Origin of the sequence: Micromonospora sp. NPDC085948, assembly GCF_040686315.1 — a bacterium.
In the GTDB taxonomy this organism is placed as follows: domain Bacteria; phylum Actinomycetota; class Actinomycetes; order Mycobacteriales; family Micromonosporaceae; genus Micromonospora.
Map to the genome: position 1 here is coordinate 542,843 of NZ_JBFBJW010000005.1, position 25,421 is coordinate 568,263.

At 67.8% G+C, this 25,421-nt stretch carries 19 protein-coding genes and 2 pseudogenes; 10 read left to right on the forward strand and 11 right to left on the reverse strand.

Going from position 1 to position 25,421, the window contains the following annotated elements:
* Nucleotides 1-3: 3 nt before the first annotated feature.
* Together AB0O48_RS17360 and AB0O48_RS17365 are read left to right on the forward strand one after the other, a co-directional pair.
* Nucleotides 4-1,401: a cytochrome P450 gene (locus tag AB0O48_RS17360; protein WP_357570501.1), complete on the forward strand. Its 1,398-nt coding sequence runs from the start codon at nt 4-6 to the stop codon at nt 1,399-1,401.
* Complete coding sequence (locus AB0O48_RS17365) at nt 1,398-3,791, forward strand: SDR family NAD(P)-dependent oxidoreductase (protein ID WP_365066630.1); 2,394 nt, start codon at nt 1,398-1,400, stop codon at nt 3,789-3,791. The genes AB0O48_RS17360 and AB0O48_RS17365 overlap by 4 nt, the downstream gene beginning before the upstream one ends.
* A 110-nt stretch (nt 3,792-3,901) precedes the next feature.
* Here AB0O48_RS17365 and AB0O48_RS17370 read toward each other — a convergent pair.
* A pseudogene (locus AB0O48_RS17370) lies at nt 3,902-4,066 on the reverse strand (PadR family transcriptional regulator); the annotation flags it as partial.
* Between the two features lie 371 nt (nt 4,067-4,437).
* Between AB0O48_RS17370 and AB0O48_RS17375 the strand changes: the two are divergent.
* Both AB0O48_RS17375 and AB0O48_RS17380 read left to right on the forward strand, forming a co-directional pair.
* The gene (locus tag AB0O48_RS17375) at nt 4,438-4,845 is read left to right on the forward strand and encodes a lipoyl domain-containing protein (RefSeq protein WP_357570502.1); all 408 of its coding nucleotides are present in this window, start codon (nt 4,438-4,440) and stop codon (nt 4,843-4,845) included.
* Nucleotides 4,846-5,443: 598 nt separating this feature from the next.
* Nucleotides 5,444-5,761, forward strand: a complete 318-nt coding sequence (locus AB0O48_RS17380; protein WP_365066634.1) for a hypothetical protein — start codon at nt 5,444-5,446, stop codon at nt 5,759-5,761.
* A 1,304-nt stretch (nt 5,762-7,065) separates the two neighbouring features.
* Here AB0O48_RS17380 and AB0O48_RS17385 read toward each other — a convergent pair.
* Nucleotides 7,066-7,998, reverse strand: coding sequence for an NADP-dependent oxidoreductase (locus AB0O48_RS17385; RefSeq protein ID WP_365066638.1), 933 nt, complete (start codon nt 7,996-7,998; stop codon nt 7,066-7,068).
* 224 nt (nt 7,999-8,222) lie between these two features.
* Between AB0O48_RS17385 and AB0O48_RS17390 the strand changes: the two genes are divergently transcribed.
* On the forward strand, nt 8,223-8,696 hold the full coding sequence (locus AB0O48_RS17390; protein WP_357240610.1) for a MarR family transcriptional regulator: 474 nt from the start codon (nt 8,223-8,225) through the stop codon (nt 8,694-8,696).
* A gap of 295 nt (nt 8,697-8,991) precedes the next feature.
* Here AB0O48_RS17390 and AB0O48_RS17395 read toward each other — a convergent pair whose 3' ends face one another.
* On the reverse strand, nt 8,992-9,363 hold the full coding sequence (locus AB0O48_RS17395; RefSeq protein ID WP_131309512.1) for a hypothetical protein: 372 nt from the start codon (nt 9,361-9,363) through the stop codon (nt 8,992-8,994).
* 251 nt (nt 9,364-9,614) lie between these two features.
* On the opposite strand from AB0O48_RS17395, the pseudogene AB0O48_RS17400 reads away from it, so the two are divergent.
* Both AB0O48_RS17400 and AB0O48_RS17405 read left to right on the forward strand, forming a co-directional pair.
* A pseudogene (locus AB0O48_RS17400) lies at nt 9,615-9,917 on the forward strand (hypothetical protein); the annotation flags it as partial.
* A gap of 13 nt (nt 9,918-9,930) precedes the next feature.
* A complete protein-coding gene (locus AB0O48_RS17405; RefSeq protein ID WP_365066643.1) occupies nt 9,931-10,563 on the forward strand; it encodes a tyrosine-type recombinase/integrase in 633 nt (210 codons plus the stop codon).
* Nucleotides 10,564-10,623: 60 nt separating this feature from the next.
* On the opposite strand, the gene AB0O48_RS17410 is transcribed toward AB0O48_RS17405, so the two are convergent.
* Nucleotides 10,624-11,181: a TetR/AcrR family transcriptional regulator gene (locus AB0O48_RS17410; RefSeq protein ID WP_365066645.1), complete on the reverse strand. Its 558-nt coding sequence runs from the start codon at nt 11,179-11,181 to the stop codon at nt 10,624-10,626.
* A gap of 141 nt (nt 11,182-11,322) precedes the next feature.
* On the opposite strand from AB0O48_RS17410, the gene AB0O48_RS17415 reads away from it, so the two are divergent.
* From AB0O48_RS17415 to AB0O48_RS17425, 3 genes are all read left to right on the forward strand, one after another.
* On the forward strand, nt 11,323-12,090 hold the full coding sequence (locus AB0O48_RS17415) for an SDR family oxidoreductase (protein ID WP_365066648.1): 768 nt from the start codon (nt 11,323-11,325) through the stop codon (nt 12,088-12,090).
* A gap of 429 nt (nt 12,091-12,519) precedes the next feature.
* Nucleotides 12,520-13,065, forward strand: coding sequence for a hypothetical protein (locus AB0O48_RS17420; protein ID WP_365066650.1), 546 nt, complete (start codon nt 12,520-12,522; stop codon nt 13,063-13,065).
* On the forward strand, nt 13,058-13,867 hold the full coding sequence (locus AB0O48_RS17425) for a MerR family transcriptional regulator (RefSeq protein WP_357570506.1): 810 nt from the start codon (nt 13,058-13,060) through the stop codon (nt 13,865-13,867). Before AB0O48_RS17420 ends, AB0O48_RS17425 begins: the two co-directional genes overlap by 8 nt.
* Before the next feature lie 52 nt (nt 13,868-13,919).
* On the opposite strand, the gene AB0O48_RS17430 is transcribed toward AB0O48_RS17425, so the two are convergent.
* The 7 genes from AB0O48_RS17430 to AB0O48_RS17460 form a co-directional block, all read right to left on the reverse strand.
* Nucleotides 13,920-14,228 carry a hypothetical protein gene (locus AB0O48_RS17430; protein WP_365066654.1) on the reverse strand — a complete coding sequence of 103 codons (309 nt, stop codon included), beginning with the start codon at nt 14,226-14,228 and terminating at the stop codon, nt 13,920-13,922.
* 793 nt (nt 14,229-15,021) lie between these two features.
* Nucleotides 15,022-15,606 (reverse strand): hypothetical protein, encoded by a 585-nt coding sequence (locus AB0O48_RS17435; protein WP_357256179.1) that lies wholly within the window; start codon nt 15,604-15,606, stop codon nt 15,022-15,024.
* Nucleotides 15,582-16,208, reverse strand: coding sequence for a hypothetical protein (locus tag AB0O48_RS17440; protein ID WP_357256181.1), 627 nt, complete (start codon nt 16,206-16,208; stop codon nt 15,582-15,584). The genes AB0O48_RS17435 and AB0O48_RS17440 overlap by 25 nt, the downstream gene beginning before the upstream one ends.
* A 62-nt stretch (nt 16,209-16,270) precedes the next feature.
* Nucleotides 16,271-23,554: a LamG-like jellyroll fold domain-containing protein gene (locus AB0O48_RS17445; RefSeq protein ID WP_365066658.1), complete on the reverse strand. Its 7,284-nt coding sequence runs from the start codon at nt 23,552-23,554 to the stop codon at nt 16,271-16,273.
* Nucleotides 23,555-24,214: 660 nt separating this feature from the next.
* Nucleotides 24,215-24,676 carry a hypothetical protein gene (locus AB0O48_RS17450; RefSeq protein WP_365066661.1) on the reverse strand — a complete coding sequence of 154 codons (462 nt, stop codon included), beginning with the start codon at nt 24,674-24,676 and terminating at the stop codon, nt 24,215-24,217.
* On the reverse strand, nt 24,640-25,095 hold the full coding sequence (locus AB0O48_RS17455) for a hypothetical protein (protein WP_365066664.1): 456 nt from the start codon (nt 25,093-25,095) through the stop codon (nt 24,640-24,642). The genes AB0O48_RS17450 and AB0O48_RS17455 overlap by 37 nt, the downstream gene beginning before the upstream one ends.
* Nucleotides 25,095-25,346, reverse strand: a complete 252-nt coding sequence (locus AB0O48_RS17460) for a hypothetical protein (protein WP_365066666.1) — start codon at nt 25,344-25,346, stop codon at nt 25,095-25,097. Before AB0O48_RS17460 ends, AB0O48_RS17455 begins: the two co-directional genes overlap by 1 nt.
* Nucleotides 25,347-25,421 lie beyond the last annotated feature (75 nt).

Consider the following 25,421-nt stretch of genomic DNA (forward strand, 5'->3'; position numbering starts at 1 on the left):
CCAATGTCCATCGAACAGCAGTCGGAGAATACGACCAGCCCGCCGGCGGCGTGCCCGGTCAGCGGGCAGCGGGGCAACGTGTGCCCGGTGCCGCACGGCCCGAAGGGGCTGCCTCTCATCGGCGACGCGGGTCCCTACTTCCGCGATCCGCTCGGGTACACGCTCGACACCCAGCAGCGGTACGGCCCGATGGTGGGCGTCAAGCTGCCGGTGCCGTTCATCCAGGTCACCGAACCCGACGCCATCGAGCGGGTGCTGCGTACCAACCCCGACAACTACGTACGGGGCAAGCTGTACCGGGGATTCGCCCCGTACATGGGTCGTGGCCTGCTCACCCTCGACACCGCCGAGTGGAAGACGCACCGACGGGTCGTCCAACCGGCGTTCACCCCGCAGCGGACCCGCAACGACGCCGTCGAAACGATCACCGCGACCAGCGCCGTGCTGGACCGCTGGGCCGAGCTGGCCCACCGAGGGGAACCGGTCGACATCGCAGACGACGTCATGAGCATCTCGGCCCGGGTGATCGGCGCGGCCGTGGTCGGTCGGGATCTCTCGAAGCCGGAGACGGGCTACTCCGAGGCCGCCGCGATCGCGTCCAAGGTGATGTACACGAAGACGGTCTTCGGGATCAACGAGCTGCTGCCCAAGGCGCTGCCGACCCGATACCACCGGGAGCGCCGGTGGGCCCATCAGAAGATCGACGCGATCGTGCGGGACGCCGTCACGTCACGGGGACGCACCGGTGACACCGGCGACGACCCCGCCGGTCGACTGCTCGGATCCGACCTGTCCGACCAGGGCGTCGCCGACAGTCTGCGGACGCTGCTCCTGGCCGGCTCGGACACCACCGGGCAGGCGATGATCTGGACCCTGTACGAGTTGGCCAGACATCCCGGCGAGCGGCGGGTGGTCGAGGAAGAGGTAGACCGGGTGCTGGCCGGTAACCCACCGACCATCGACGACGTGGACCGGCTGCCCGCCGTCGCCGCCGCCGTCGACGAAGCGCTCCGGCTCTACCCGCCGGTGTGGCAGTTCCCCCGCGACTCGATAGCCGACGACACGGTCGCGGGGCGGTTCGTGCCGGGCGGCACCACGCTCCTGATGAGCGTTTACGGCACCCATCGCTCCGCCGAGCTCTGGACCGACCCGAACGCCTTCGACCCCGCCCGGTTCCGCACCGCCACCACGAGCCGACACCGGTACGCGTACCTCCCGTTCGGTGGCGGACGACGGATGTGTATCGGCAAGGCTCTGGCACTGGCGACCTGCGTCCTCGCGGTGGCGATGATCAGTCAACGGTTCCGGCTCCGCCTGGTGCGTCACGACATCCGGCCGGGCACGTACATCACCCTGTTCCCGACCGGCGGAGTGCCGGCGTACCTCGAGGAGCGGTCGTGACCGTTGCCACGGTGTCCCCACCGGGTGCTCCCGCCCTCCGGCCGCACCTGGTCTCGTTCACCACCGAATCGTTCGTCCGGCCCGTCGAACGCTTCGTGTGGACACCGGTCCCGGCGGCTCGGCCGGTCACCGCCCGGGTAGCCGACGTGGGACCGCTGCTGGTCGTCGGAGACGACGTGGCGCTGGCGGAGGGCGTCGCCGCGCGCTTACGGGCGCGGGGTCTCGCAGTCGACGTGGCCGCTCGCGGTGTCGAGCCGGCCCCGGCGGCCTGGGGCGGCATCGTCGACCTCAACGTGGCTGGCGCCCGGTACTCCCCCGGTGACGGCGACTGGCGCTCCGCGCTGGACCGCAGCGTCCGGATGCTCGCGCACCGCTATCCGGACTGGGCGGCCCAGCCGTTGGCCAACGGCTGCTGGTACCTCGTGGTCACCGTCATGGGCGGCAAGATGGGGTACGACGACGTTCCGATCGAACAACCGTTGGGCGGCATCTGGGCGGGGCTCGCCAAGGGCCTGGTCCGGGAGCTGCCCAACCTGGCGATCAAGGTGGTGGACCTCGACCGGCCGGAAGCGGTCCGCATCGCGGACGTGGTGCACGCCGAACTCGGCTCGTGGGACCAGTTCGAGGTCGGCTACGCCGGCGACGAGCGTTACGTGCTGGAGGCACGCCGGCAGGACGTACCCGAACCCCGGCTCGACCTCGGCGTCGACGACCTGGTCCTGATCTCCGGCGGCGCGCGGGGCGTGGGTTTCGCGCTCGCCGAGCATCTGGCCAGGGAGTTCGGTTGCCACGTGGTGGTCACCGGACGCAGTGCCATGTCCGTCGAGGAGCCCTGGCTCGCCCTCGACGACGCCGCCTTCGAGGAATACCGGCGCGCCGAGGTCGCGGCGGCGACCTCGGCGACGCGACTGCGCGAGGTGCGCGAGGTGCTGCGGCGACAGGCGGAGCTGCGCGCGGTGCACCACAATGTCACCGCCGCCCGGGACGCCGGTCTCCGGATCACCTACCAGGCGTGCGACTGCGCCGACGAGGCCCAGGTCGAGGCCCTGTTCGACACCGTCGGCGCGCCGACGGTGATCGTCCACAACGCGGGCATCGACCTGCCCAAAAGGCTGGCCGAGAAACGGCCGGAAGAGGTCGTCGACACCGTCGACGTCAAGGTCACCGGCTTCGCCAACCTGGTCAACCAGGTGCTCGCCGACGACCGCCGGCGCGCGACGCTGAAGATGTTCTGCAACGTCGGGTCACTCGCCGGGCGGCTGGGCGGCATGGTCGGACAGATCGACTACGCCGCGGGTAACGAAGCCCTCGCCCGGCTGGGCTTCTGGGCGCACCGCACCCACGGCCTACCGGCACAGACGCTGTGCTGGCCGACCTGGGAACGGCTGGGGGTGATCACCAACTACGACAACGCTGTGCGGTACGTCTCCACCATCGCGCCGGACGACGGCGTCCGGCGCTGGACCGACGAGATGCGGGCGGGTACGACCAGCGAGGTGATGTTCATCGGTCGGATCGGGGTCGCCCTGGTCCCCTCGATGTTGCGCGGGTTCTGGCGGTTCACCGGTCACCCTGACCTGCCACGCCTGCACTCGCTGGCCCACTTCCTGGGTGAGGTCGAACTGTTCGAGCCGTTCGTCCAGCTCCGCAGCGCGGTCACCCACCGCGCCGGGGACCAACCGTGTCTGGCCGGCGAGTTCACCGTGGACGGTGTCCCCGCCCTGCCGGTCAGCGTGTTGATCGAGCAGATGTGCTCGGTGGCCGACTGGGTGGCCCCGCCGGGCTGGCCCCGCCGCCACCTGGTCGAACTGAGCGACGTGTCCGTGCAGATCGACGCGCTGCGGCTACGGCAGGAGGGAACCCGCTTCGTCAACCACGCGGTCGGCGCGGACACCCCGAACGGCTGGACGGTGACCGTGGCGGTGCTCGGCGACGGTGGCGAACCGGCGGCCACGGCCACCCTGCGGTACGCCGAGGATCCGCCCGAGCCCTCGGCGCTGGCGGCGACCTTCCCGCCAGCCGCTGACGCTCCACCCCGCTCCGGTGGACCTCGGCTGCTTTGGTCCGGCCTGGCGATCAGCCGACCGCGGTGGCGGGTCGGGCACGACGGCGGGTACTCGGCCGACCTGTCGGCCGGGACGGCCGCCGACCTGTGGACGATGCCGTTTCCACCGACGGCCGCGATCTGCCCGACCGCCCTTGAGGCCGCCGTGGCGACCGCCGCCGCCGCTGGCACCGGACGCCGCGTGAGCGTGCAACGGATCGTCGCCCGCCCGGGGGCGCAGCGCGTCGACCGGCTCCTCGGCTCGTCCGACGGACGCCACTGGACCGGGTTGGCGGCTGACGAGCCCGTCCTGCAGCTGACCGGTCTCTGCGTGACGGGCGGCTGAGCGGGCCGACCAAACTGCTTGACGCCGGCGGTCGGGCCGATCCGGTCGGCCCGACCGCCGGCTCTCGTCGGCCAGCCGGGACCGACCCGCCGATGACACCGACAGCAGGGTCAGTCCGACAGCGCCGCCCGGGCGCGCAGCAGCACCGCGACCTGCTCGCACCACTCACGGTTCTCCTGCTCGAACCGGCGGCCGCGCAGACACGTCAGGTACGGCCCGATGCGCTCACCCTCGCGCAGGAACGTCTCCTCGTCCCGTTCGCCACGCAGCCGCCGCGCCGGCAGCCAGTGCGGCCGCGGCGATGTGGGTGCGTGTGCGCATGGCGCCTCCCTTCGATGGTTTCGCGGTCACGCGACGCGGCGGATGCGGCGGACGGCGAGGTAGAGCAGCAGGGCGGCGACGGCGACGAAGATGCCGGTCTCGATGCCCTGGAATAGCCAGTACCGGGAACCCGACGAACGAGGAAGAGCACACCGATCAGGGTCTGGGGTCGATGGGCTCAGACCAGCGCTGATGCTGCCAGATTGCGTTTGACGGCCTGGACCTGGTCCTCGTCGATCGGCCCGACCCCGGAGGCCACAAGCAGGGGCAGGCGCACCCTCGCTGAACTGTCAGCGGTTGCGAGGCCCCAGCCATAATCTGCGGCATGAGGTTGCTGCACGAGGTGTGGAACATCGTCGCGCCACTGGTCGGCCTCGCGGCGGTGATCGCCCTGGCAATTGATGCTCGCAGGCGTCGCCTAGCGCGAGCCGCCGTGGACGCATCGGCTTGGCCAGATCTGCCCAGGGATACAGTGGCGGTCGAGATGCCTCAATTGGGCGAGGGAATCACGACCGCAACAGTTATTCGGATCATGAAGCACGTGGGCGAGCCGGTACAGGTTGGTGACGCGGCAGCGGAGGTATCGACCGACAAAGTCGATACAGAAATCCCGGCCACGGCCGCCGGAACGGTTGCGGCTGTTTTCGTTGGCGAGGGCGATGAGGTTCCGGTCGGATACCCGCTGCTCGCCGTAAGGCCGTCAGCGGTGGCCGAACAGCAGATGAAGTGCTGAGCCGGCTTACCCTCTGCGTCGCAGAGGTGGTCCTCATCGACCAGCATGAAGCCAGCTGCCCGCCCGAGTCTTGACCCCTCACTTGTAAGCTCTGAACACGCTGTCCGCCGAGATCCGGTGGCGTTCCTGGTCCTCAGCGTTGCGGCAACGCCACCGGCGGTGCTCGCTGTGCCGCCCACCAGAGAACAGCCCTGGGTACGACGCCGCCCTCACCCTGCTCTAGCTGGCGGCAGCAACCCTGCGCGATGTTGCCACCCCGATGCTCCTATGGATGTCAAGCTCCGTCGACCGGCTCCTGGCGGAGCTTGACCCCTTCGTCCGGAAGAAACAACCACCGGCTTGTGAGCTGCGCTGGCGACTCGTTTGAGCTGGCCGAGCGGTCCGCCAGCGTCCGTGGTTGTCCACCGCCGCCGTGCCCGTCGTCACCCGGTTAGCCACTCATCCGCATTGCCGGAAAGATCCTCGAACACATGGCCTCGACATCGCGCAGCCCCTCGTCCTCCTCGTAGATGCAGGTCGCACAGATAGAGAGGTCCCGACCGTCCGGCCTCGGGTGCACCTGGGGCGCGTGTCCGCACTCGGGACAGGGCTCGCCATCGTGACTGGTCATGATGCGATCGTCGCAGCTGTGCACGATCAGTTTGGACGGCGCGTCGATCTCGACGTGGGCGACCGTAATTGTGCTGGTGACAAGGATGATTCTCCGCTGACGGGGCAGGGAAGGCGGCAGGGCAACCCGCTGCTGACCTTTGTTGACCGCCCTGTCGGACACGCAGCGGGCACGGCCTGCACCTTGTCACTAACGGCGGGTAATGGCGGCATAGATCTGGCTGCCAGCCAGTACACCCAGCGCAGCACAAGCGACATCACGAGAGAAGTCCGGTGGCCCGCCGCCGAGCAGTATGACCGCGCCTAGCGCGACGACGGCCGACAGCCCGCCGGACACCACGGCAGCCACTCTGTGGCGATGGTCCTTCGACTCGTGGAGCCAACCGACTGAGGAAATAAGTATCGAGGAGAGCGCTAGTTCGACTGCGTCGGGCCATACCAGCGCAACAAAGGAGACTATTGCCACGGAAACGCCGAAACCCGTGGCCGACCGAAACAACGCATCCCGACCAGACACGGGTAGGCGCTCCACATCGGGGCGGGCAACAACGTCTTGAGCCACGGTAGAACCGTACGCTCGCCGAACCGCCCGTGGAAGTGGCCTACTCGTGAACGCAACTCCTGGCCATCTGTCGACGTTCACCGCTGCATTGACCGGGTTGTTGGCGCTGCTCCTCGACTAGAACGCGGCCCGACTGCCATCCCGTCTGTCGACCCGCCCTCCTGGGGAGCGGGCCGCCGCCCAGCCCGCCACGTCAAAACCACCGTGACGCACGGTCGGACGCCGGCGGGTTGGGCGGCGGCCCGCTCGGCTTGCCCGGGTCGGTGGCAGGCGGGGGTGGGCCTGCGCAACCACCCACGGACCGACCTCACAGGGGGTTGGCGCCATCGCATTAGGTGTGGTTACTGTGGTCGGAGGGTTGCTGACCCTGTCGCGACACACAGAAGTTCCGTGCAACGTCAGCCATGTCTTGACTGTTGCCGTCGTCGGCACCGGCCTCGGCACTGTCGCTGGCGGCGCAATGTTGCTCCAGCGGGCAGGCCCTCTCCATCGCGTCAACGCATCTTGGCGGCATCTGATCGGGGACCTCGGTGGGAGCTGATGGCTACGGCTGTCGCGACGGTCATTCATATGTCGCTGCCGGTGTTGCGCGGGAAACGACCTACGCCTTTGCTCCGTTCGGACGCGATCACGAGCCCCGAGCTCGAAAGTCCGTGGCCGGCTTGCACCTCCGCCTACATCCGGATCTGCCGGTCCGGACCCTACGGACCGTGACCGGATACCCGGTGCCGCAACGTCCGGTCATGTCGATGAGTGCATATGCGATCCCTGCCTCGACCGGCCAGACCACATTCCCCTTCGCGCCGAACGACATTCGCTTCCGCGGTCGACTGCGCGCTGAGTGCGACGTGATTTTCGCGCAGTCACCGATGGCAGCCTTCCGAACGGGAAAGACGGAGTGTCGGTCGCCGGGCGGCTGCGAGCACCGCGCCCCTGACGACTACAAACGACGCCGAGTTGACCGCGGCTCCGACCAGCCGGCCGGACTACTCCGGATACGTCGGCGCCCACCACCGAAGAGGGGCTTCGATGGTGGACGCGGCGTGGCGTCAGACGACGATGACTGTTTTGCCGAGCAGCTTGCCGTTGCTTGCATCCTGGTGGATGGTCGGCAGTTCCTCCAGCGGCCGGCGGTCGGCGATGTGCAGCTCGAGTACGCCGCTGTCGATGCGGGAGACGAGGTCGGCCAGGTGGGAGGCGTCGGGGCCGACCCACACGCCGGCCGTGCGTACCGAGCGTGCGTCGTCGGCCGGCACCGGGCCGGCAGAGCTGACGACGATGCCGCCGTCGGCCACGTAGGGGGTCAGCTTCGCGAGGTCCTCGGGGGCCAGGCGTACGTGGTTCACCACCACGTCGAAGGGACCACCGACAGGGGCCGGGCCTGCGTCGAGGTCCAGCGGGTCGACGACCTTCTCCGCACCGTAGCCGTTCAGGCGGTCGGCATGCTGGGGGCCGTCGACGGCGGTCACCTTAGCGCCGGCTTCGGCGGCGAGCTGGACCACGATGCCTCCCACCGCGCCGCCTGCCCCGTTGACGAGAACGGTCTGGCCGGTCTTGATCCCGGCGAGTTCGACGGCTGCTTGGCGAGCGGCCAGCCCGGTCAGGGGTAGTGCGGCGGCGTCGGTCAGAGGGATGCTGCGGGGCGCGGCGGTCACCAGGTCGGCCGCCACGACCGCGTACTCGGCGGCTCCGCCGTGCTCATGCAGCGGGAACATGGCGATGATCGGGTCGCCGACCTGCAGTCCGCTGACTCCGTCGCCGAGCTCGGCAACGGTGCCCGCGACATCGAGGCCGGGGGTGATCGGCAGCGGGGTGGGGATCATCTCAGCGAGGACACCCAGCCGGATGTGGTCGTCGACGGGGTTGAACGAGGTGGCCACCACCTTCACCAGCACTTGGCCGGCGCCGGGGACCGGACGCTCCACCTCCTCCTGGCGCAGGACATCGGTGCTGCCGAACTCGTGGTAGCGAATAGCCTTCACTGCACTCTCCTCATGGTTTCGGGGTGTCGGATCCGTGGCGATCGGGGAATCTCCGGACGCCGCGCCGCCGCCACACTTGCCTGGGCAACTGTGAACGAGTGTGCTTGACTTGCCTAGGCAAGTCAAGGTGCGCGGCATCACAGAGGCCGACCAGGTCAGTGCCTGCCTCTGAGCAGCGAAAGGCATCCGGCTGCCAGGGTTGCCCAGTCAAGTAAGCTGCGCGTATGACCGGCACCCCCCAATGGCTCGACGACGAGCAGCAGAAGCTGTGGCAGGACTTGCGCACCGTGGTCATCGCGCTGCCCACGCTGCTGGACCGCCAGTTGCAGCGGGACGAGGGAATCTCGAACTTCGAGTACAGCGTGATGGCTCGGCTGTCCATGACCGAGACGCACACGATGCGGCTCAGCGACCTGGCCGCGCAGTGCGACAGCACGCAACCACGGCTGTCCAAGCTGATGGTCCGTTTCGAGCAGCAGGGGTGGGTCACCCGGTTCCCTGACCCAAACAACGGTCGGTACACCCTCGCGACCCTGACTGACGCCGGACTGCATAAGGTCGAGGACAGCGCCCCAGCTCACGTCGAGCGGGTCAGGCAACTGGTGTTCGACCCACTCAGCGCTGCACAGCAACGCCACCTCGGCGTCGCGCTCTCCCGCATCGCCGCTCTGGTACGCGAGCAACTCGACGGCCGGTGAACGACGCCCACCGAACTGAGCTCGACACCTCAGCCGGGTCCCCAGAGTTCCGTCCTGGCAACGGCGATACAGGCGGTCGGCATGGCGGAACGGTACGACCCTCGGCATCCTCATCTGCCGCCGATCCGCATGCTTTACCGGGATCATCGTGCGTCGACTGCCCGGGCGTACGGAGCCGGACAGGAGGACGAAGTTCAGCCGATGATGGCGGCGAGAGTTGGGTTCGCAGCTCGCGTCGTAGTCGAGGGCTGCGGCGAGCAGTCTGGCGGTTGCTGAAAAAGCTGGGACTGCAGTTTCACCTGCCAGTTCGTCGGGAGCCGGGTCGCCGACCGCTACCCGCAGACCCAGAACTGCGGGGTCGGGTCGGCTGATCAGCCGGTCCGTCGACGGCACCAGGGCTGGAGAACGACACCGAAGGCGCTGCAGGACGGGAAGACTTCGGTGGCGGCCATTGCGACGCCGCGATCTGGGCCCCGGTGACCGGCAGGGTGGGCGAGATCTGGTCGAGCAAGCGCTGCGCCAGGGTGGCGTCGATCTCGACGTCTGCGCTGATGCGAACATCGGCCGCGGTCGCCAGGTCCACGACGTCGTCGCTGGTGAACGCATCAGCTCCGAGAGTACTCAGCCGTCGCGCGAACTCCTGGACATTGATCATTTGCAGCCTCATCGTCGGATTGTTAATTATCCACCGTAACCCCCGCTTCGGTCGGCGGATCCTGCGCCCGCCGTGCGGGCCACTGGGGCCGACTGTCGGCGCCGACAACTGCGACCGCTGCGCGGAAGTCCGCAACTCTTCGGTGAGCTATTCGCGCGCCTGCGGGCCGTCACGCTCGGTGTTACCCATGCTGTCCCGCGACGCCCGGAAATGCCGCTCCGGGAGGGCTGGCGTTCATCGTTGGTGGTGACGCACGGTGATGTATGGCTACCTCTCCTGCTTCGGCTTCGGCTTCGGCTTCGGCTTCGGCTTCGGCTTCCAGTGTCGTACCTGCCAACCAACTTGTCGTGCGCGCCGCGGTGTCCGCCTTCTTGGGCCGCTACCGTGGGCAGACCCGCGTGCATACCGAGTCCGACCTACGGGTCTTCCTCCGGTGGTGCAGCGACCACGAACTTGACCCGCTCTCCGCAGCTCGGGTGGATATCGAGCGGTACCTGCGCTGGCTGCAAGACGTTCGCCGGTACCAGCCCTCGACGGTGTCCCGTCGGCTGTCGGTCGTGGTCGGGTTCTATCGGGCCTGTGTTATCGACGCGATCCTGGAGCACTCGCCAGCCGATTACGTTCGCCGGCCCACAGTGCCGGCCGAGTCACCGACACTCGGGACTGGGCCACCTGCAGTTCGAGGCCCTTATCATCGCCGCCCGGCTGTCGGCCAACCCGAACGACTTCGCCCTGGTCGCCCTCTTGGGCCTGCTCGGCTTACGAATCTTCGAAGCCTGCGGGTCGAACATCGCCGACCTGGGAGAGGAACACGGCCACCGGGTCCTACGGGTACGCGGCAAGGGCGGCAAGGTCGTGCTCGTCCCGCTGCCACCCGCAGTCGCCCGAGCCATCGACCGGGCCGTCGATGAGCGCACCAGCGGGCCACTCCTGCGCAACACCCAAGGTCGGCGAATGGACCGACACGCCGCCACTCGTCGGCTCAAGCACCTGGCCCACATCGCGGGGATCCGGATGCCGAGGATGCACCCCCACATGCTGCGCCACACGTTCGTGACCACCATGCTCGACGCCGGCGTCAGCCTGCGCGACGTGCAGATCGCCGCTCGTCACGCCGACCCGCGTACCACCATGCGCTACGACCGAGCCCGCAAGAACCTCGACCGGCATCCCAACTACATCCTCGCCGCCTACATGGCCTCCGGGACGTAGCCAGGCTCGCGCCTTTGCCGATGAGCGGATATCGGATCATGCGCGGCGTGTAAGCAACGGTTACGCGTCGATCTTCGCGGGCCAGGCGAGCATGGCGGCTTCGGCAACGGTGAGAAGCTCATCCGTGCCGGCGCCGTCGCGCGCGTGCTGGGACATGCCTTGCAGGATGACGCCGACGAGGACGGCCAGACGGCCGGCGTCGGTGCCGGCGGGCAGCCGGCCGTCGGCGACATCGGCCTCGATCCGCTTTCGCAGCGCGGTGATGTTGGCGGTCCGTTGGGCGCGCAGCAGTTCGGTGATGTCAGCCGATGCTGCGGTGCAGTTGACGGCCGCGCTGATGACGAGGCAACCGGGTGGATGCTCGGGCCGGGTGTACTCCACCGCAGCGGCGCGTAGCGCGCGGGCGACACCGTCGCGCACGGACTTCTCCGCCGCGAGTGCCGTCGCGAAGAACGCGCCGTGAGTCTGCTGATAGCGCTCGACCACCTCGCGGAACAGAGTCTTCTTGTCGCCGAACGCCGCGTAGAGGCTGGGTGGCGTGATGCCCATGGCCGCGGTGAGTTCGGCCACCGACACCGGCTCGAAGCCGCGCTGCCAGAACTCGTGCAGCGCCGTCAACAGGGCCTGGTCCCGATCGAAGGCTCGGGGCCGGCCACGCCGGCGGGGACGATCATTGGCCATTGACACATTCTATAGCGCTCGCTAGCCTGATGCCCAGACAATACATAGTGATTACTACAGAAAGGTAACGCGGGCATCATGGCACTGCTCAACGGCAAGACCGCTCTGGTCACGGGCGGCAGCCGAGGCATCGGTCGGGCAATCGCCACACGACTCGCGGCGGACGGCGCCCTCGTCGCCGTCCACTACGGCACCAACGAGGCAGCCGCGAACGACACCGTCACCGCCATCACCCGAGCCGGCGGCCTCGCGTTCGCGGTCCGCGCTGAACTGGGTGTACCCGGCGACGCACAGGCGCTGTGGTCCGCCTTCGACGCCGGCCTCACCGAATCCGGCGCCGAACCGGGCGTCGACATTGTGGTCAACAACGCCGGCATCGCGAACTCCAACGACCTGGCCCGCACGACCGAGGCCGAATTCGACAAGATCGTCGCCGTGAACGTGAAAGCCCCGTTCTTCATCCTTCAGCAGGCCCTGAAACAGTTGCGGAACAGCGGCCGGGTCATCAACATCTCCTCCGGCGTCACCCGCATCGCCGCACCGGCGATGATCACCTACTCGCTGACCAAAGGCGCCATCCACACTCTCACCTTCACCCTCGCCAAGCAGCTCGGCGAACGCGGCATCACGGTCAACTCGGTGGTCCCCGGCATCGTCGACGTGGACAGCAACGCCGTCTGGCTGCGGGACAACCCTGAACAACTCGCTTTCTGGGGCTCCTTCTCCGCGTTCAACCGGGTCGGCCAACCCGCCGACATCGCCGACGTGGTGGCCTTCCTCGCTTCCGACGAGGCCCGCTGGGTCACCGGCCAACATCTCGACGCCACCGGCGGCGCACACCTGTGACGCATCCCTATGCGGAAAAGCCGCATTGCGGGAACTGTGGAGACCCGTCGGCCAGCACGTCCGGCCGGCCCTCGGTGCTGACCCGGCACACCCGTGATTCTTGCGTCCAGACGCACGCTCGATCAGGTGCGCACATCTGCCGCGATCCGTCCGCTAGGCAGCGTCACGCGAGGAAGGGCAGGCGGCGCCAAGACTGGCCGATGAGCGGTCGTCCAGCAGGATGTGCGCATGGGGAAAGAGGCCGACAGCGCGACCCGAGTCACCTTCTCCGCGAGGTAGGACGTCCAGGGCGGTGAGGGCTGGTTACGGGCAGTCACCGGGGTACCAGCCGGCAGCGCGCATTGTCTGCGGCAGATCCGGACACGCACAGCTTGTTGTTCTCGGATTGGGCTTGACCCTCACGCTGCGTGAGGGGGGACGGTAGCCCGCGTGAATGATTTCTTCAACGCATTCGAGATGGGCCCCGTATCCGAGCGTGGACCGAAGGCGGTTGCGCCAGAGGTGTTCCGCGGCATCTACGCGATGCCGGTGTTCGTGACGGTTCCGACGTCGGACTTGGCGGCGTCGACGGATTTCTGGGTGCGGGGGTTCGGCTTTGTCGAGCTGTTCAGCATCCCGGGGCAGGTGGTCCACCTGCGCCGGTGGGCGTTCCAGGATGTGCTGCTCGTTCCTGCGGCGGCCGGTGCCGAGGCGCCCGGAGTGCCGGCGATGAGCGTGAGCTTCTTGTGCGTGCTGAGCGAGGTCGATGCCCTCGCCGAGGCGTGTTCGGATCTCGTGCCGGGCAGCGTTACCGGGCCGCGGGATACGCCGTGGCGTACTCGCGACGTCGAGGTGATCACCCCCGAGGGTGCGCGGGTCGTGTTCACCGCGGCGCTGGAGTTCGATCCCGACAGCCAAGAAGCGCGTGATCTCGCCTCGGTCGGAATCGTCGCACCAGGATCGGAAGAGAAGGGTCACAATGGTGTCCATGGGTGAACGCGAACGAGACATCCCTGACTGTGTCACGGTCGGCGAGGCCGCTGAGCTGGCGGGGGTGACCGTCCGCACGCTTCATCATTGGGACGAGATCGGCTTGGCGTCGCCGTCCATGCGCACCACCGCCGGCTATCGCCAGTACACCGACGCGGACCTGCAACGGCTGGATCGAATCGTCGCATACCGGGAGGCCGGCCTCGGGCTGGACGCGGTGCGTGAGATTCTCGATGACGCGACAGCGGAGATCAGCGCTACCTTGCGTGAGCAGCGTGCCCAGCTCGCCGAGCGCATCCAGGAACTGCAGCAGCTCGACGCGCGCCTGGAACGGATGACCGAGGCTCACGAGCGGGGGATCCTCCTCAGCGATGAAGCGCAGTCGGAGGTCTTCGGGGCGGACTGGGGCGCCCATCGAGCCCGACATGCCCGCACTGTGTGGGGGGATACTGTGCAATGGGCGCAGTTCGCCGAGCGGGCAGCTTTTCGCACCCGGGAGCAATGGCAGTCGCTCTCCGCGGCGATGTCCACGTTGCAGCTCGATCTCGGCAACGCCCTTGATCAGGGGGTCATTCCGGGCACCCCAGAAGCGAACTCGCTCATCGAACGCCACCGCGAAGTATTCTCGAACTTCTTCCCGCTCACGCGACAGATGCAGGTGTGTCTGGGAAGAATGTTCGAGTCCGACCCCGGCTTCTCCGCCCACTACGACGGAATCCGGGTCGGGCTAGCCTCCTGGTTTCGGCAGAGCATCGACGAGTGCGCTCGCACTCACGGGATCGACCCGGAGACAGCCACCTGGCAGTGACCCCGTAACGCGGAAATGCTCGTAACCCACTGCCGGGTACACGGCGGGGATGTCACCCGCCGTCCCCCACAGATCCGGACGTAAGCCTCTCGGGCAGCGCGACTCCGACCGCGACCACCACCCAGGCCGGGCCGTCCCGACGAGCGCGGACAATCAGTTCACGCCACACCGCATCGCGGAACTCGACGCTGGTACGCGGCTCCAGCAGCAGCGCCCGCAACCGATCCAACGACAGGATCTCGTCCGGCAGGCCGTCGAATCCTCGAGCGTCGAATCCGACATGAGTGGGTGGCTGGACCAGCAGGGCGAAGGCACGGCCGGCCGCGGCCAGCGGCGACGACGGCCAGGATCGAGCAGACATAGACACCCCTCGCGAAGCTCTCGGGCGCGGCACCGTGACGGCGGCGCGCGACGTTCATCCGCGCACAGCCACCGAACAGTCCGGGACGACACGATCGGGGGCGGGCGCCTGTTGCGCCTGCTCACAAGGCACCACCACCCAACACCCAACAACCAGGCCGGAGCCGGCGTTGGCAGAGCGCAGGACACCAGCAGCCCAGCTCACGGCCCTGTTGGATGCTGTTGGCCAGGGAAGATCCGCGAGTCGTGGACGACCAGACCCGGGGCCTTGCAGGTGCGCGGGGGCCGAACAGGAGCAGGGTGGGTGTTCGCGCGACCAGTCCCACCACTGTTGGGCGCCGTTGGGTCATCGGCCCCGGAACGGGCCGCTCTGCGCCGGGCTGGCGGGGCCATTCGTAGGTGCGAACACGGTCGATCAGCGCGGGAGCCACCCGCACATGACTACTGCACCTGACCCCACCTCGAACGGCTGGACCCACCCGAACCCGTTGCACGGTGGGGCACGACAGCGCACCGGCGGGGCGGTCCTCGTCGGTGGTGATGTTCCGATCGCCGTGGGGCGAGGTTGCCGGATTACGCGGCTGACCACCCAGTGATCCGCCTGGTGGCTTGAAACCCGGGAGAGTTCAGTGGCCGCGGGGATCGAACCCCGCGGCCACCCTCCGGAGAAACCCAAATTCCCGGTAGAAGATTGCCGAGGATCCGCTGTGACGACGGCGCCACCGACCGTCGCGACGCTCGGCAACCAACTGGAGCGTCCCGCCGACCAAACCCGTCGGCGAGGGCCGGGAGGATCAGCAGTCGGTGAGACGCATCTGCCAGGAGACGCTGGCACAGCCGGCCTCGGTGTCGGTGACCTCGGCTACCCCCGAAGCGTCGACCCGCTCGACCACGTAGTCGTCGAGCTGGTGGAACCGGGCCAGCTCGTCCACAGCAGTGCCGTCCAGGCGGCCGGCGAGGAGGACATCCTCTGGTTCGAGGCTGTCCAGCTCCACGGCGAGATTGTCTTCATCGTCGTCCGCGTAATCATCCGGGCGCTTCCAGATCTCCGACGTCCGACCAGCCGTCTCGGCTGCTGCGGCCACGACGGCCAGGACGCTGTCGAGGAGGGACACCCGCAGCTGCTCGGTGTCGACCATCGAACGGGGCAGAACGATTCGTGTGGTGCCCGGTGCCACAACGTCCGTCAACACCCCATCATCGTCACCCGTCACCACCTCGAGCGTGAGGTCCTGTGAGAGCGTCGCGTTGACGATGCTGCCGAGCACCGTGAACCAGTGATCGGCCGCCGTCACGGCGTCCCGTAGTGGCCCCGCCGCCGCCAGGTCCAGACTCTCCGACCCGATTCGCCAGTTCAACCGTCCCGTTGAATCACCCATATGCGTACCCCCTCCTCTCCGGCCGTTCGTACCTCGGTCTCCCGCACCACACTGCCCAGCGCCCGGACGACCGTTTCCCGGTCGCGCCCTACCGCACGCGTCGCAGGCACGGTCGCAGCGAGCACCAACTGGTCCGGCTCGATCCCGTCGATGATCTCTCGGACCTGGTCGGCGGCCGCCCCGGCGCCTGCGGGTCGGTCGGCGGGCGGCGCGAAGAGATCCACAAGTTCCGGCCGCCCCGGGTCGGATTCCGGGGAGCGCACCGGTGGCGCTCCGAGGCCCTGCTCGGCGCCGACGGCCGTCAAGGCGCCCAGCAGCGCCCGAATCATCCGGATCGCCAGCAAGCCGTCCCCGGGCACGTCGAACCACGCCACCGGCACCTGTACCAGGTAGCCGATTTCCTTGGCGCCACCGTGCCCCCGTGTCCGTACGTGTTGGACCGACGGCCCCGGCCCGCCGTGAACGGTGATGTCGAGCCGAAGGTAGCTGCGGGCCGGGAAGGATCGCCGCAGCCACTTTCCACCGTCGACCGTCCGTTGCAACGCCACCTCGATCAAGGCAGCGAGATTGTGTACGCGGTCCTGGTACCCCGCGACGTCCACGCCAATATCGCGCGGTGCGTCGCGGGGCTGAACGGACAACCAGAAGTTCACAGGGGCCGACCTTACCGGCAGGACCGGGACATGCCCGGCGGGCGCGAGCCGTAGCGAATCACGTAGGTCAGGCAGCTGCGATACTCCCATACGCGGGCGTGATAGCGGGTGGGGAACGATTTGATCTTCCGGATGCGGCAGTTTCGATACTTCTTGGCGCACTGGTACCGGCTGATGCTGGCCCGAAGGATGGGCGGCCAAGCACTGGTGATCCCGTACTTGTAGACCCGCTCGCGACCCCGCGAATCGGTGTGGTTGATCTGATAACCCCAGCTACGACCTCGGTAATTGTTGCTGTTGCGGTGGGCCGACGAGCCGTTGGGCCGGGCCGGTGGCCGACCAGCTACCTTTCGGATCCGCTTGTTCCGGGCTGTCGACCGTGCTGCGGCGCGCTGCGCCGCCCGTCGTGCCGCGTACTGGGCTGCCACCCGAACGCCGAGGATGGCGACGGGTACACACATTGGACACCGTCCATCCAGGTCCGTGACGTTGACGGGGTCCTGATTGGCGTAGTCGTAGTCGTTTGCCGAGCCACCCTGCACAGGGTCGACGGACAGGAAGCGGCCGGTGTGCGGGTTGTACAGGCGGACACCCATCAGGATGACGTCGTCGAGCCCATCGCCGGAGCGTTGCTTGCCGCCGAGCCAGCCGTACCGCTGGTCGGCCTGCCCCGCTATCGGGACCCCGAACTCCTCATAGTCCAGCAGCTCGGGCTCGGTGAGGGCGGGGTCGATGGTGCTGATGACGTCACCATGCAGTCCCACCAACTGCAGCCGTACATCGCCGGTGGCCGTGGTCGTCGCCGCCAGATCGCCGTCCGGACCGGACACGTTCCGGGTGACAACACCCTGGGCGTTCTCGACCACCCAATGGACCTCGTCCGAGTCGTCACCGTAATGGTTGACCTTGGTAGTGGCAGCTCCCCAGACACTGTCGACAAGCGTCTCGGCGGTGAAGGCACGGAACCGCTGCGCCGGGTCCAGCGTCCACGTCTGCCGTGCATCTCCGAGCTGCTGTTGCTGCACCAGGTCGTTGACGTGGAAGCTGTTAGTGAGGCCGCTGGGCATCCGTACCGTCCGACCGAACGCGTCGTACTCGTACCCAGCGTCGGTCATCCGGTCGGCGGTGTCGTAACTGTGCCCACTCTGCGACTCCGCCGCCGCCTCCTGACACCCTCCTTCGGCATTCGGTGCGTAACGCTTGAGGGAGGTGCGGTTGCTGCGCTCGTCGTAGGCGTAGACCCGGGTTACACAGCCACCGGTGATGGGGCTTTCGTGGCGGGTACGGACCAACCGGCCCGCACGATCGTAGCCGTGTTCCTTGCTGCCACCGGTGTAGGCATGCTCAACCCATTGGCCGGCGACGTTCTCATTCACCGACTCGGTGAACAGCACTTCACCGTCGGAGTCGCGGGTGTACGTACGTTCCACTGGCGTGAGGTTCGCGTTCAGCCGGTCCGTCCGAGTCAGACCACCGGGGTAGGTCATCTGGACGAGCTGGCCATCGGGAGCGTAGCGAGCGGTGAACGTGCCGGCGACGCTGTCCGAACTGCTGGTCAGCAAACCCCTCGGTTCCACCGTCCGGTCGTACTGGAACGTGACGTGACCCGTCGGATTCGACGTCTTCACCGTGTTGCCGGACCGGTCGTACTCCTTGATCGTCACGCCGCCATCGGCGTCGGCGTAGCGGACCAACCGGCCGAGCATGTCGTACTCGCGGGAGATGACGGAGCTATCCGTCGTGGTGCTGGCGATTGCACCGCTGGTCGCGTCGTAGCTGGTGACCGACCTCCCGGCCGCCACGCCCTGGTTGCTGGTGACCTCGACACCGACCACTCGGCTGGCGCCGTCGTAGCTAGTGGTGGTCGTCCGGATCGCGCTGCCAACGGTCTCCGTAACCACTTCCTCTTTGCGGTAGGAGTTATAGCGGGTGGCCCGCCGCACGGGCAGCGTCGCGCTCATCCGAGCTGGATCGTGCCCCGTCACCGCACCGACCGGACGACTGACGCACAGTTCACCTGCCCACTCAGGCCGGTTGCCGCACAAGTTGTCCTGTGGATTTGCTCCCGCGGTGTAGTAGATCTCTTCCTGCGCATACGCGTCCGAGCCAGTGGAGCCGATGCCCCGCGTACGCGTGACACGTCCGGCCGCGTCGTAAACGGTGTACGAGGCGAGTTCCTCGCCTTCGCCACCCTCCACTACGACCTTCGTCGGCTTTTGCAACGTCCAGCCCGAGGCACCACCGAACTCCGCGCCATACCCGCTGCGACTCGTCCGCGTGTCACTGTCCGGGTAGCCGACAACCTGAACGCTCTCCGTCTCGGTCGTCAAGAGGTGGTACGTGGCGCCGTCGGGCTTGTTCTCGTCGTACTTCTTCACCGTGTGCACCCGGCCGATCACCGTGGATCTGGCGGAGATGGCGGTGAGCGGCCCGGCACCGTCCGGGTCCGCGACCGGCCTTTCCAGCATCATCGTCGAGGTCGGCCCCAGGGTGTCGACGTGGTCCAGACCGTCTGCGCTGTACTTGTTCACGGTCGAAAGGGCCAGCGCCCGGCTGGCCGAGTCGGACGCAGCCAGTCCCAGCTCCGCAAGGTAGGTGGCGGCGTTGGGCAGCGTGCCGAGGGCTAGTTCTCGGTCCGTCGCCTCCAGCGTGCGGACGACGTTGCCGAATCGGTCGTACTCCTGTGTGTCGATGTGCCCGCCGGGCGTGGCCGCATTTACCTCACGGCCCCCTGCGTTGAGGTAGAACAAGCTGGCGTAGCGGTAGCCACCCGACCCGGGAGCAGAAGGAGTCGCGCTGTGGCGACCCGGGTCGTCCTGCAACTCGAAGACGGCCGTCGCGTCGGTGGGCACGTCCGTCTGCCCCCAGGTCGCGACGCTGGCAGCATCCAGGTTGTAGGGGCCACCGGTGCCTTGGGTGAGCGGCACGTGGTACACGATGCTGGTGGCGGTCTCTCCGTCAGTGGCCGTCTTAGATCCCTGCTGCAGCGCAGCCCGGCGTGCCTTGAGCAGGCGGCCGGCGTTCTCGTCGCCGGCCAGGTCGGCGACCTGAGCGTCGGTGAGCGCCTTGCCGTAGATGCGGACGTCGTCGATACCGCCGTGCCAGATGTTCGAGGCGGCGCCAGCCCACTTAGCGCGGCCAACCACGTACCCCCCGGCGGCGTTCCAGCCACCGACCGCGGCAGTGGTGGTCTGCCGCACACCGTCCACGTAGAGCTTCATCTGGCCGCTGGCGGTGTCGTAGACGCCGGTCAGATGGGTCCACTTCCCGAGTACCGGTGCGGTGTTCGAGCTGGCCCGTATCGGCGTGGCGCTGTCGCTGTCGGCGCTAACCCGCGAGAACGCCCACCGATCGTCGGCGGCGACGTAATTAAGGAAGAGACCGCTGGTGCGCGATCCGTCCTTGGAGACGGCGGTGCGGTTGACGGACTTGTCGGTCAGGCGCACCCGCGCGGAGACGGTGTAGGAGGAGGTATTGGAGAGAGCAGTACCAGTGGCGCTGATTTGCTGACCGGCGCCGCCGGTGAAGCTGGCGCTCCGGTCACCCGGGTTGTCCGCCGCGTGGCTGCCCTGCGTCCAGTACACCCCGGAGGCCATGGTGCCGGTACGACCTGCGCCGGAGGAGTCGACGGCGCTGGTGCCGGAGCCTGCGTCGAGGTCCCAGCGCAGTGCGGCGGAGTCGACGTCCGGATTGCCGTAGTCGAAGTTCCACGGGAGTTGGCCTGCGGGTGTCGTCCGGACGACACGGCCGGCCGAGTACTCGTAGGCAGTCTTCAGGACCGGGGAGATCCTGGGATCCCACACCTCGCGGAGTTGGCCCAGGTTGTCGTATGCGTACCGCACCACCGTGACGGCCGTCATCGCGCTGGCTTCGCTGTCCCACAGCCACAGCTTCATTGCGGTGATGCGGTCCACGACGTCGCCGAAGACGCTCTGGCTCAGCCCGGAGGTGGTCGTCGTGGCGTACTCGTACTCCAGAACCTCGCAGCCGCGTGCTGGGGTAGCGGTAGTGCAATCACCGACGCCGGGTTCAACCGGATTGATTACCTTCTTCAGCAGTAGGCGGCTACCGGCGGTGTCGTATACATACCGTGCCGTGGTGCCCGTCTCTGCCGTCCAACTCGACGTCGCTGCCCACGTACCGCCTTGCTGGGTGAACTCGGTGACCGTGCCGCTCACCTCGGTCAGCCGGTACGCGGTGCTGCCGACCTTGCTCAACGTCAGGTCCTCGGCACCGGGCTCAGTGGTGAAGGTGACCCCGTCAGAGCTACGGGCGAAGGTGGTCCAGTCCCCGTCTGCGGTGTGCACCTGGACGAGCGAGGGCTCGGGCAGAGTGAGTGTGGTGTAGTCCACCTCGGCGACGGCGCCGGTGGCGCCGCCCGTCCAGGACGGGCCGAACGGGGCAATGATCTCGGTGACGGAGAGGTTGTCCCAGTAGACCTTGCGGCCGGAGCCGCCCTGCATGCCGTTGTAGAGCCGGAAGAACGCCTCGTTCGCCCCGGCGGGGACGGTCAGATCTACCGACAACTCCTGCCAGCCGTCGGTGTAGCCGGCCATCGGCGAGGCGACCTCGCTATACGTGGTGCCCACCCGGTGGAAGCCGACGATCCGCAAGCCCCGATCCACGTGCGCGGGAACCAGCCCGGTGGCGGACGGCACATTGATCCAGCCGGTCATCCGGTACGTCTTGCCAGCGGTCATGCCGAGCCGCAGCCCGCCGCCATCGTCTCCGCCGACTGCGACGTAGGTGTCGTTGCTGGTCGCGGTGACCGGCGTGATCTCCAACGAGTCGGCTGGCGTGGTCTCACCTTGACCGCGGGTGGTGGAGCGCGCTGCCGAAGTGGTGCCCGGGATCGCGAAGCCGGTCAGGTCGGCGGAGACCTGTTGCTGGTTGGCGGTGAGCCGCTGCGCCATCGGCTGGTAACCGTCGGCCGTCTTACGCGACGAGGACGAGCGGCGGACAGACAGGCCCATCTCGTCGACGTCGGTTTCAGAAAGGAGATAGTCACCGGTGAGAAGGTTGACCGAGCCGGGGCCGGCTTCCTCGTCGGCGCCGCCGTCTCCGTTGGAGTCGACACTAATCCGCACCCACGGGATGGTGTATGCGGGCGTGGTGCCGGTGGCGGTGTAGAGGTGTGCCCGGACCTCGACGACGCCGCCGATCAGGCCGAGTGTGTCGCTGGCGTTCCAGATCGCGTACCCGCCGAGCGCCGACAGGGCGGCCGGACTGGCGGCCGTCGCCGTGACCGGCGCGCCGGTGGCGGAGGTCAGGTTCGCCGACGGCACCGGCAGGGCCGCCCCGCCGGGCCCGCGCCGGTACTCGAAGTACGTCCGGGTGTAGCCGCTGACCGGGGTGGTGATCCGCAGCTTGGTGCGCTTGACGACGGTCGCGCCGGGCAGCGGCTCGGCGAGCGCGGCGTTACCCGCGTCGAAGACGTACAGGTTGGGGTTGGACAGGTTGCCGGCGGAGTCCTTCGCCTGAACGGTCAGCGTCCGGTGGCCATCACGGGGTGCGAGTGTCACCGACTTCGCACCGGTCGCCGCCACGGTGGTCGCCGCGCTGTCGTAATCGAACTTGTAGACGAACGCGGCGAGGTCAGCGCTACCGCTGGCAGGAGTGAAGGTGAACGTGTCGGGCTGGGCAGCGCCAGCGTGCGGCTGCCCATCGTTGAGGTAGATCGTCGCGGCCACGAACGGCACACCCGGCTTCTCGGTGTCCACCGTCAACGGCGTCCACGCCGTCCATGCGCCGTAGTTCCACGGGTCCTTGGCGCGGACCTGCCACTCGTACTGGGAGCCGCTGGCGAGGTCGACCGGCACGGGCCACGAGGCAGTCGAACCGTTCGACCAGGCAGGGCTGCCAGAACGCAGACCAGACGAACTCACCACCGCCTGGGTGACCTTGTTACGCACCACGAACTCGGCCTGCAAGCTCTGACCGGCGTTCGCGTCGGCGAGCTTCGCCGAGAGCGTCGGACGCAGCGACGAGGTCTGCGCGCCGGAGCCGCACGCGGTGTAACAGGGAGCGACCGCCAGGGCGGACGGCGCGGACGGGGCGCTGTTGTAGGTGATGCTCACCAGCGGCGGATGGGTGCCCTCGGCGGAATCGAAGCGCTTCCAACCCGCCGTGGAGGTCTCCGAGGTGGCCCGCAGCATCACAGTTGCGGTGGTCCAGCCAAGGTTCGCGCTAGTCTGTAGCGCGCCGCCGACCTCAATGTAGACATAGCCGTCGCCGCAGGACGAGTTGTAGCCACGGGTCTCCGTGGAGGTGCCAACCTTCTCCCGAGCGACGGGCTGGTTGGTCCACCGCACGGAGGAGTCAACCAAGTCAGTGCGCCAGGCCTCCCACGACGCCGCACTGCACGACCATGAGTGGTAGTTCCACAGCCGCAACTTCGCGCTGGCGATCTGACTGCCGGCGAAGCCGGTGGTGTTGAACCGCAGGTACGACCGGGCGTAGAAGGTGCCACCGTCGTTCGAGTAACCCAGCTTCAGGTCACTGGAACCGGACTGGTCGCTGGCGTAGTCGTTCTGCACGAACGCGTCGAACGACGGCGACAGCGACGTCGGCGGGTCGATCGTGACCGGGAACGTCAGGTCGGGCCGGGCGAGGAAGTTCTTGTCCGGGGTCAACTCCATGACGGTGCGTCCACCGGAAGCCGTCGTACTCAGGGCCACCGGAGCTCGGTTGACGTGCTCGCCGGAGAGCGCGGAGACCTCCGCGTCCCACATCAACGGCGTCTGTGCCCGGCCGACCTGACCGCCGCGGGAATTCTTGAAGACGAGGCCACCCATGCCGTCGCGAGCCGCGGTGAGCTTCCCGGTGCTCAGCGGCAGCTGCAGCGTGCGCACGTGCGCCAGACCGGCACGGTCCTTCACCACAACGTGCTGCTCATATCCGGTGGCGTGGGCGTGAAAGACCAGGTCGACGCCCGGCCGCACATCCGGATAGGTGATCGTGCGCCCGTTCAGCACCGGCTCGGGCAGTGGGCCCTGCCACGCGAGCTCGGCACGCTCGGCACCGCTGCCGAGCGAGGCGACCCCGTGCTCCCCGGCGCCCGGGGTGGCACCGGCGAAGGTCAGGCCACGCGGGTGCGCCTTCGGCACGACGACGCCGTCGGCCCGACGCTGCAGGGTGAGGTCGACCGGCACCCAGGTGTTGTCCCCTTGACGTACCCGCACCGGCGCCAGCGCCTGCTCCGCGGTGAGCGTGCCGTCCGGGTTGGCGAATACCTGAGTCGTCTCCGAGCGCCGGTTCGCCACCTCCACCCGTCCGCCACAGAACCGAGCCGCCACCGCCGCAGACACCTCGTCTGGGCGGTCGCCTGGACAGGCTGGCTTCGGCGTCGGCTGGGCTGTCACCTTTGGTGCCGCCACGGCCGGCTGCTCGACCCGAGCCGGTATGTCCGACATGGACACCGCCAGGACCAACGCCAACAACATCGCCAGCCGCCGCGCCCAACGAGCGAACGCTCCATGCGTCAGTGGAACGAACGCACCCGTGCCCAACGGCTCATCCATCGAAACCCCCGTGTCCCCATCAGAAAGTCGGCGCAGCTTACGTAGATCCTGAGTGGACGTTCAATGTCTTGACAGGGAGATCATCAGCCCGTAGAACCGTTGATCTTTTGAGGACGTCTGACACCGATAAGTGATCTAAGTGGCGAGACGGACCAGTCGTATTTGCCAAACCGGCGATCGTCACCGTGGGATGCCCTGCATCGAAGGGAGGTCGAACGGGCAACGTGACCGACACCGCATCCACCGCCGTCCGCCTGCGAGGCGGCCGGGTTCCAGGCTTCACCGGATCGACGACCCATCTCACGCTGCGTGATGCTGCCGGATCGAGGGGGCACGAGCCGGAGGCGGTCGGCATCCAACGATGGTGTGAAAATTATCACTGGCTCCGCGAGCCGCCCATGGCACCGGTATTCGGAGTCGCCACCACGCTCGGCGTTACATCAAGCGGCGCATGCGGATCGTCAACGAGTCCGCGTCAGCAGCGAGCTCGACCAGTTCAAAACCGGCCGGTATGAGGTCGGAGTGGACCACTTGCAACGCTCGAGACGGGTCGGTTCGCGGCACAGCGACAACGAGCTCGTCGATCGCGTGCAACTGCGATCGCATCTCGGCGTCGTGTTCGTAACCGACGACGAGCGCGCGTCGTACGCCCGCTTCACAGGCGGCTGACAGCCAATTGGGTAGGCCGGTGCCGATGTCGGCATCACCGGGCAGCGCGAAGTGCGCGCTAGCGTGGCCTCCCGGAATGCCCCCAACGACGGTCTTGCCCTCAACGACAAGGTCCGCGTTAGCGCGGAGGTCGCGCAGGAGTCGTCCTTCCGCCGCCGTTTGATGCCCGGCATCTGATGCAAACGCCCACGTCAAGAACGGCCTACGGCGCACCGTCGCGTCAACCACGGCTCAAGGACGGTCAAGGCTTCGCCGCGCAACACGTCTGTCTCGACCTCGATGCCTGCGGCAATGAGCATTGCGGCAGGACCGTCGCCGCGAGACGTTGGGTCGATGACGGCGATGACCACCCGAGAGATGCCGGCGTCGATCAACTCATGACGACAAGCCGGCGTGACTCCGACGCGGTTGCATAGTTCAAGCGTGACGACGGCTGTACCGCCGCGAGCCGCACCGCCCGCTGCGTCGAGAGCGTGTGCTTCAGCGTGCGGCTCCCCTTTACGGCGGAGAGATCCCGCGCCCACCACCGTTCCACGCTGATCCAGGATCACACACCCGACGGGCGGGTTCGGGCTCGTCGTGCCCAGCCCGAGAACGGCGAGGGTGCTGGCCTGCCGCATCGCACACAGTTCGAGGTCTGACGCCATCAGGCGGCATCCATGAGGTCGTCGAGGAACACACGAACGTCGGCCAGGTGACGGTGCTCGTCACCAGCGGAGCCGATCTGGCCGAGTTGGTGCAGGATCCGGCGCGAGCCTGCTTGGCGGGCGATCGGTAGCGCGATGTGAGCCGTGGCAGCCGCTTGCTCAGCTTGGTCAGCCGCCACATGGGCTGCGGCTTTGGTCAGAAGGGCTGCGGTGAAGTCCTGGCGGTGAAGCGACGGCATCGACGGCAGCACGCATCGAGAACCGCGATTCGCCTCGTCCGGCCGGCGCCCCAATCCTCAAGCAGGTGCCTCGGTGAACCTCGATGT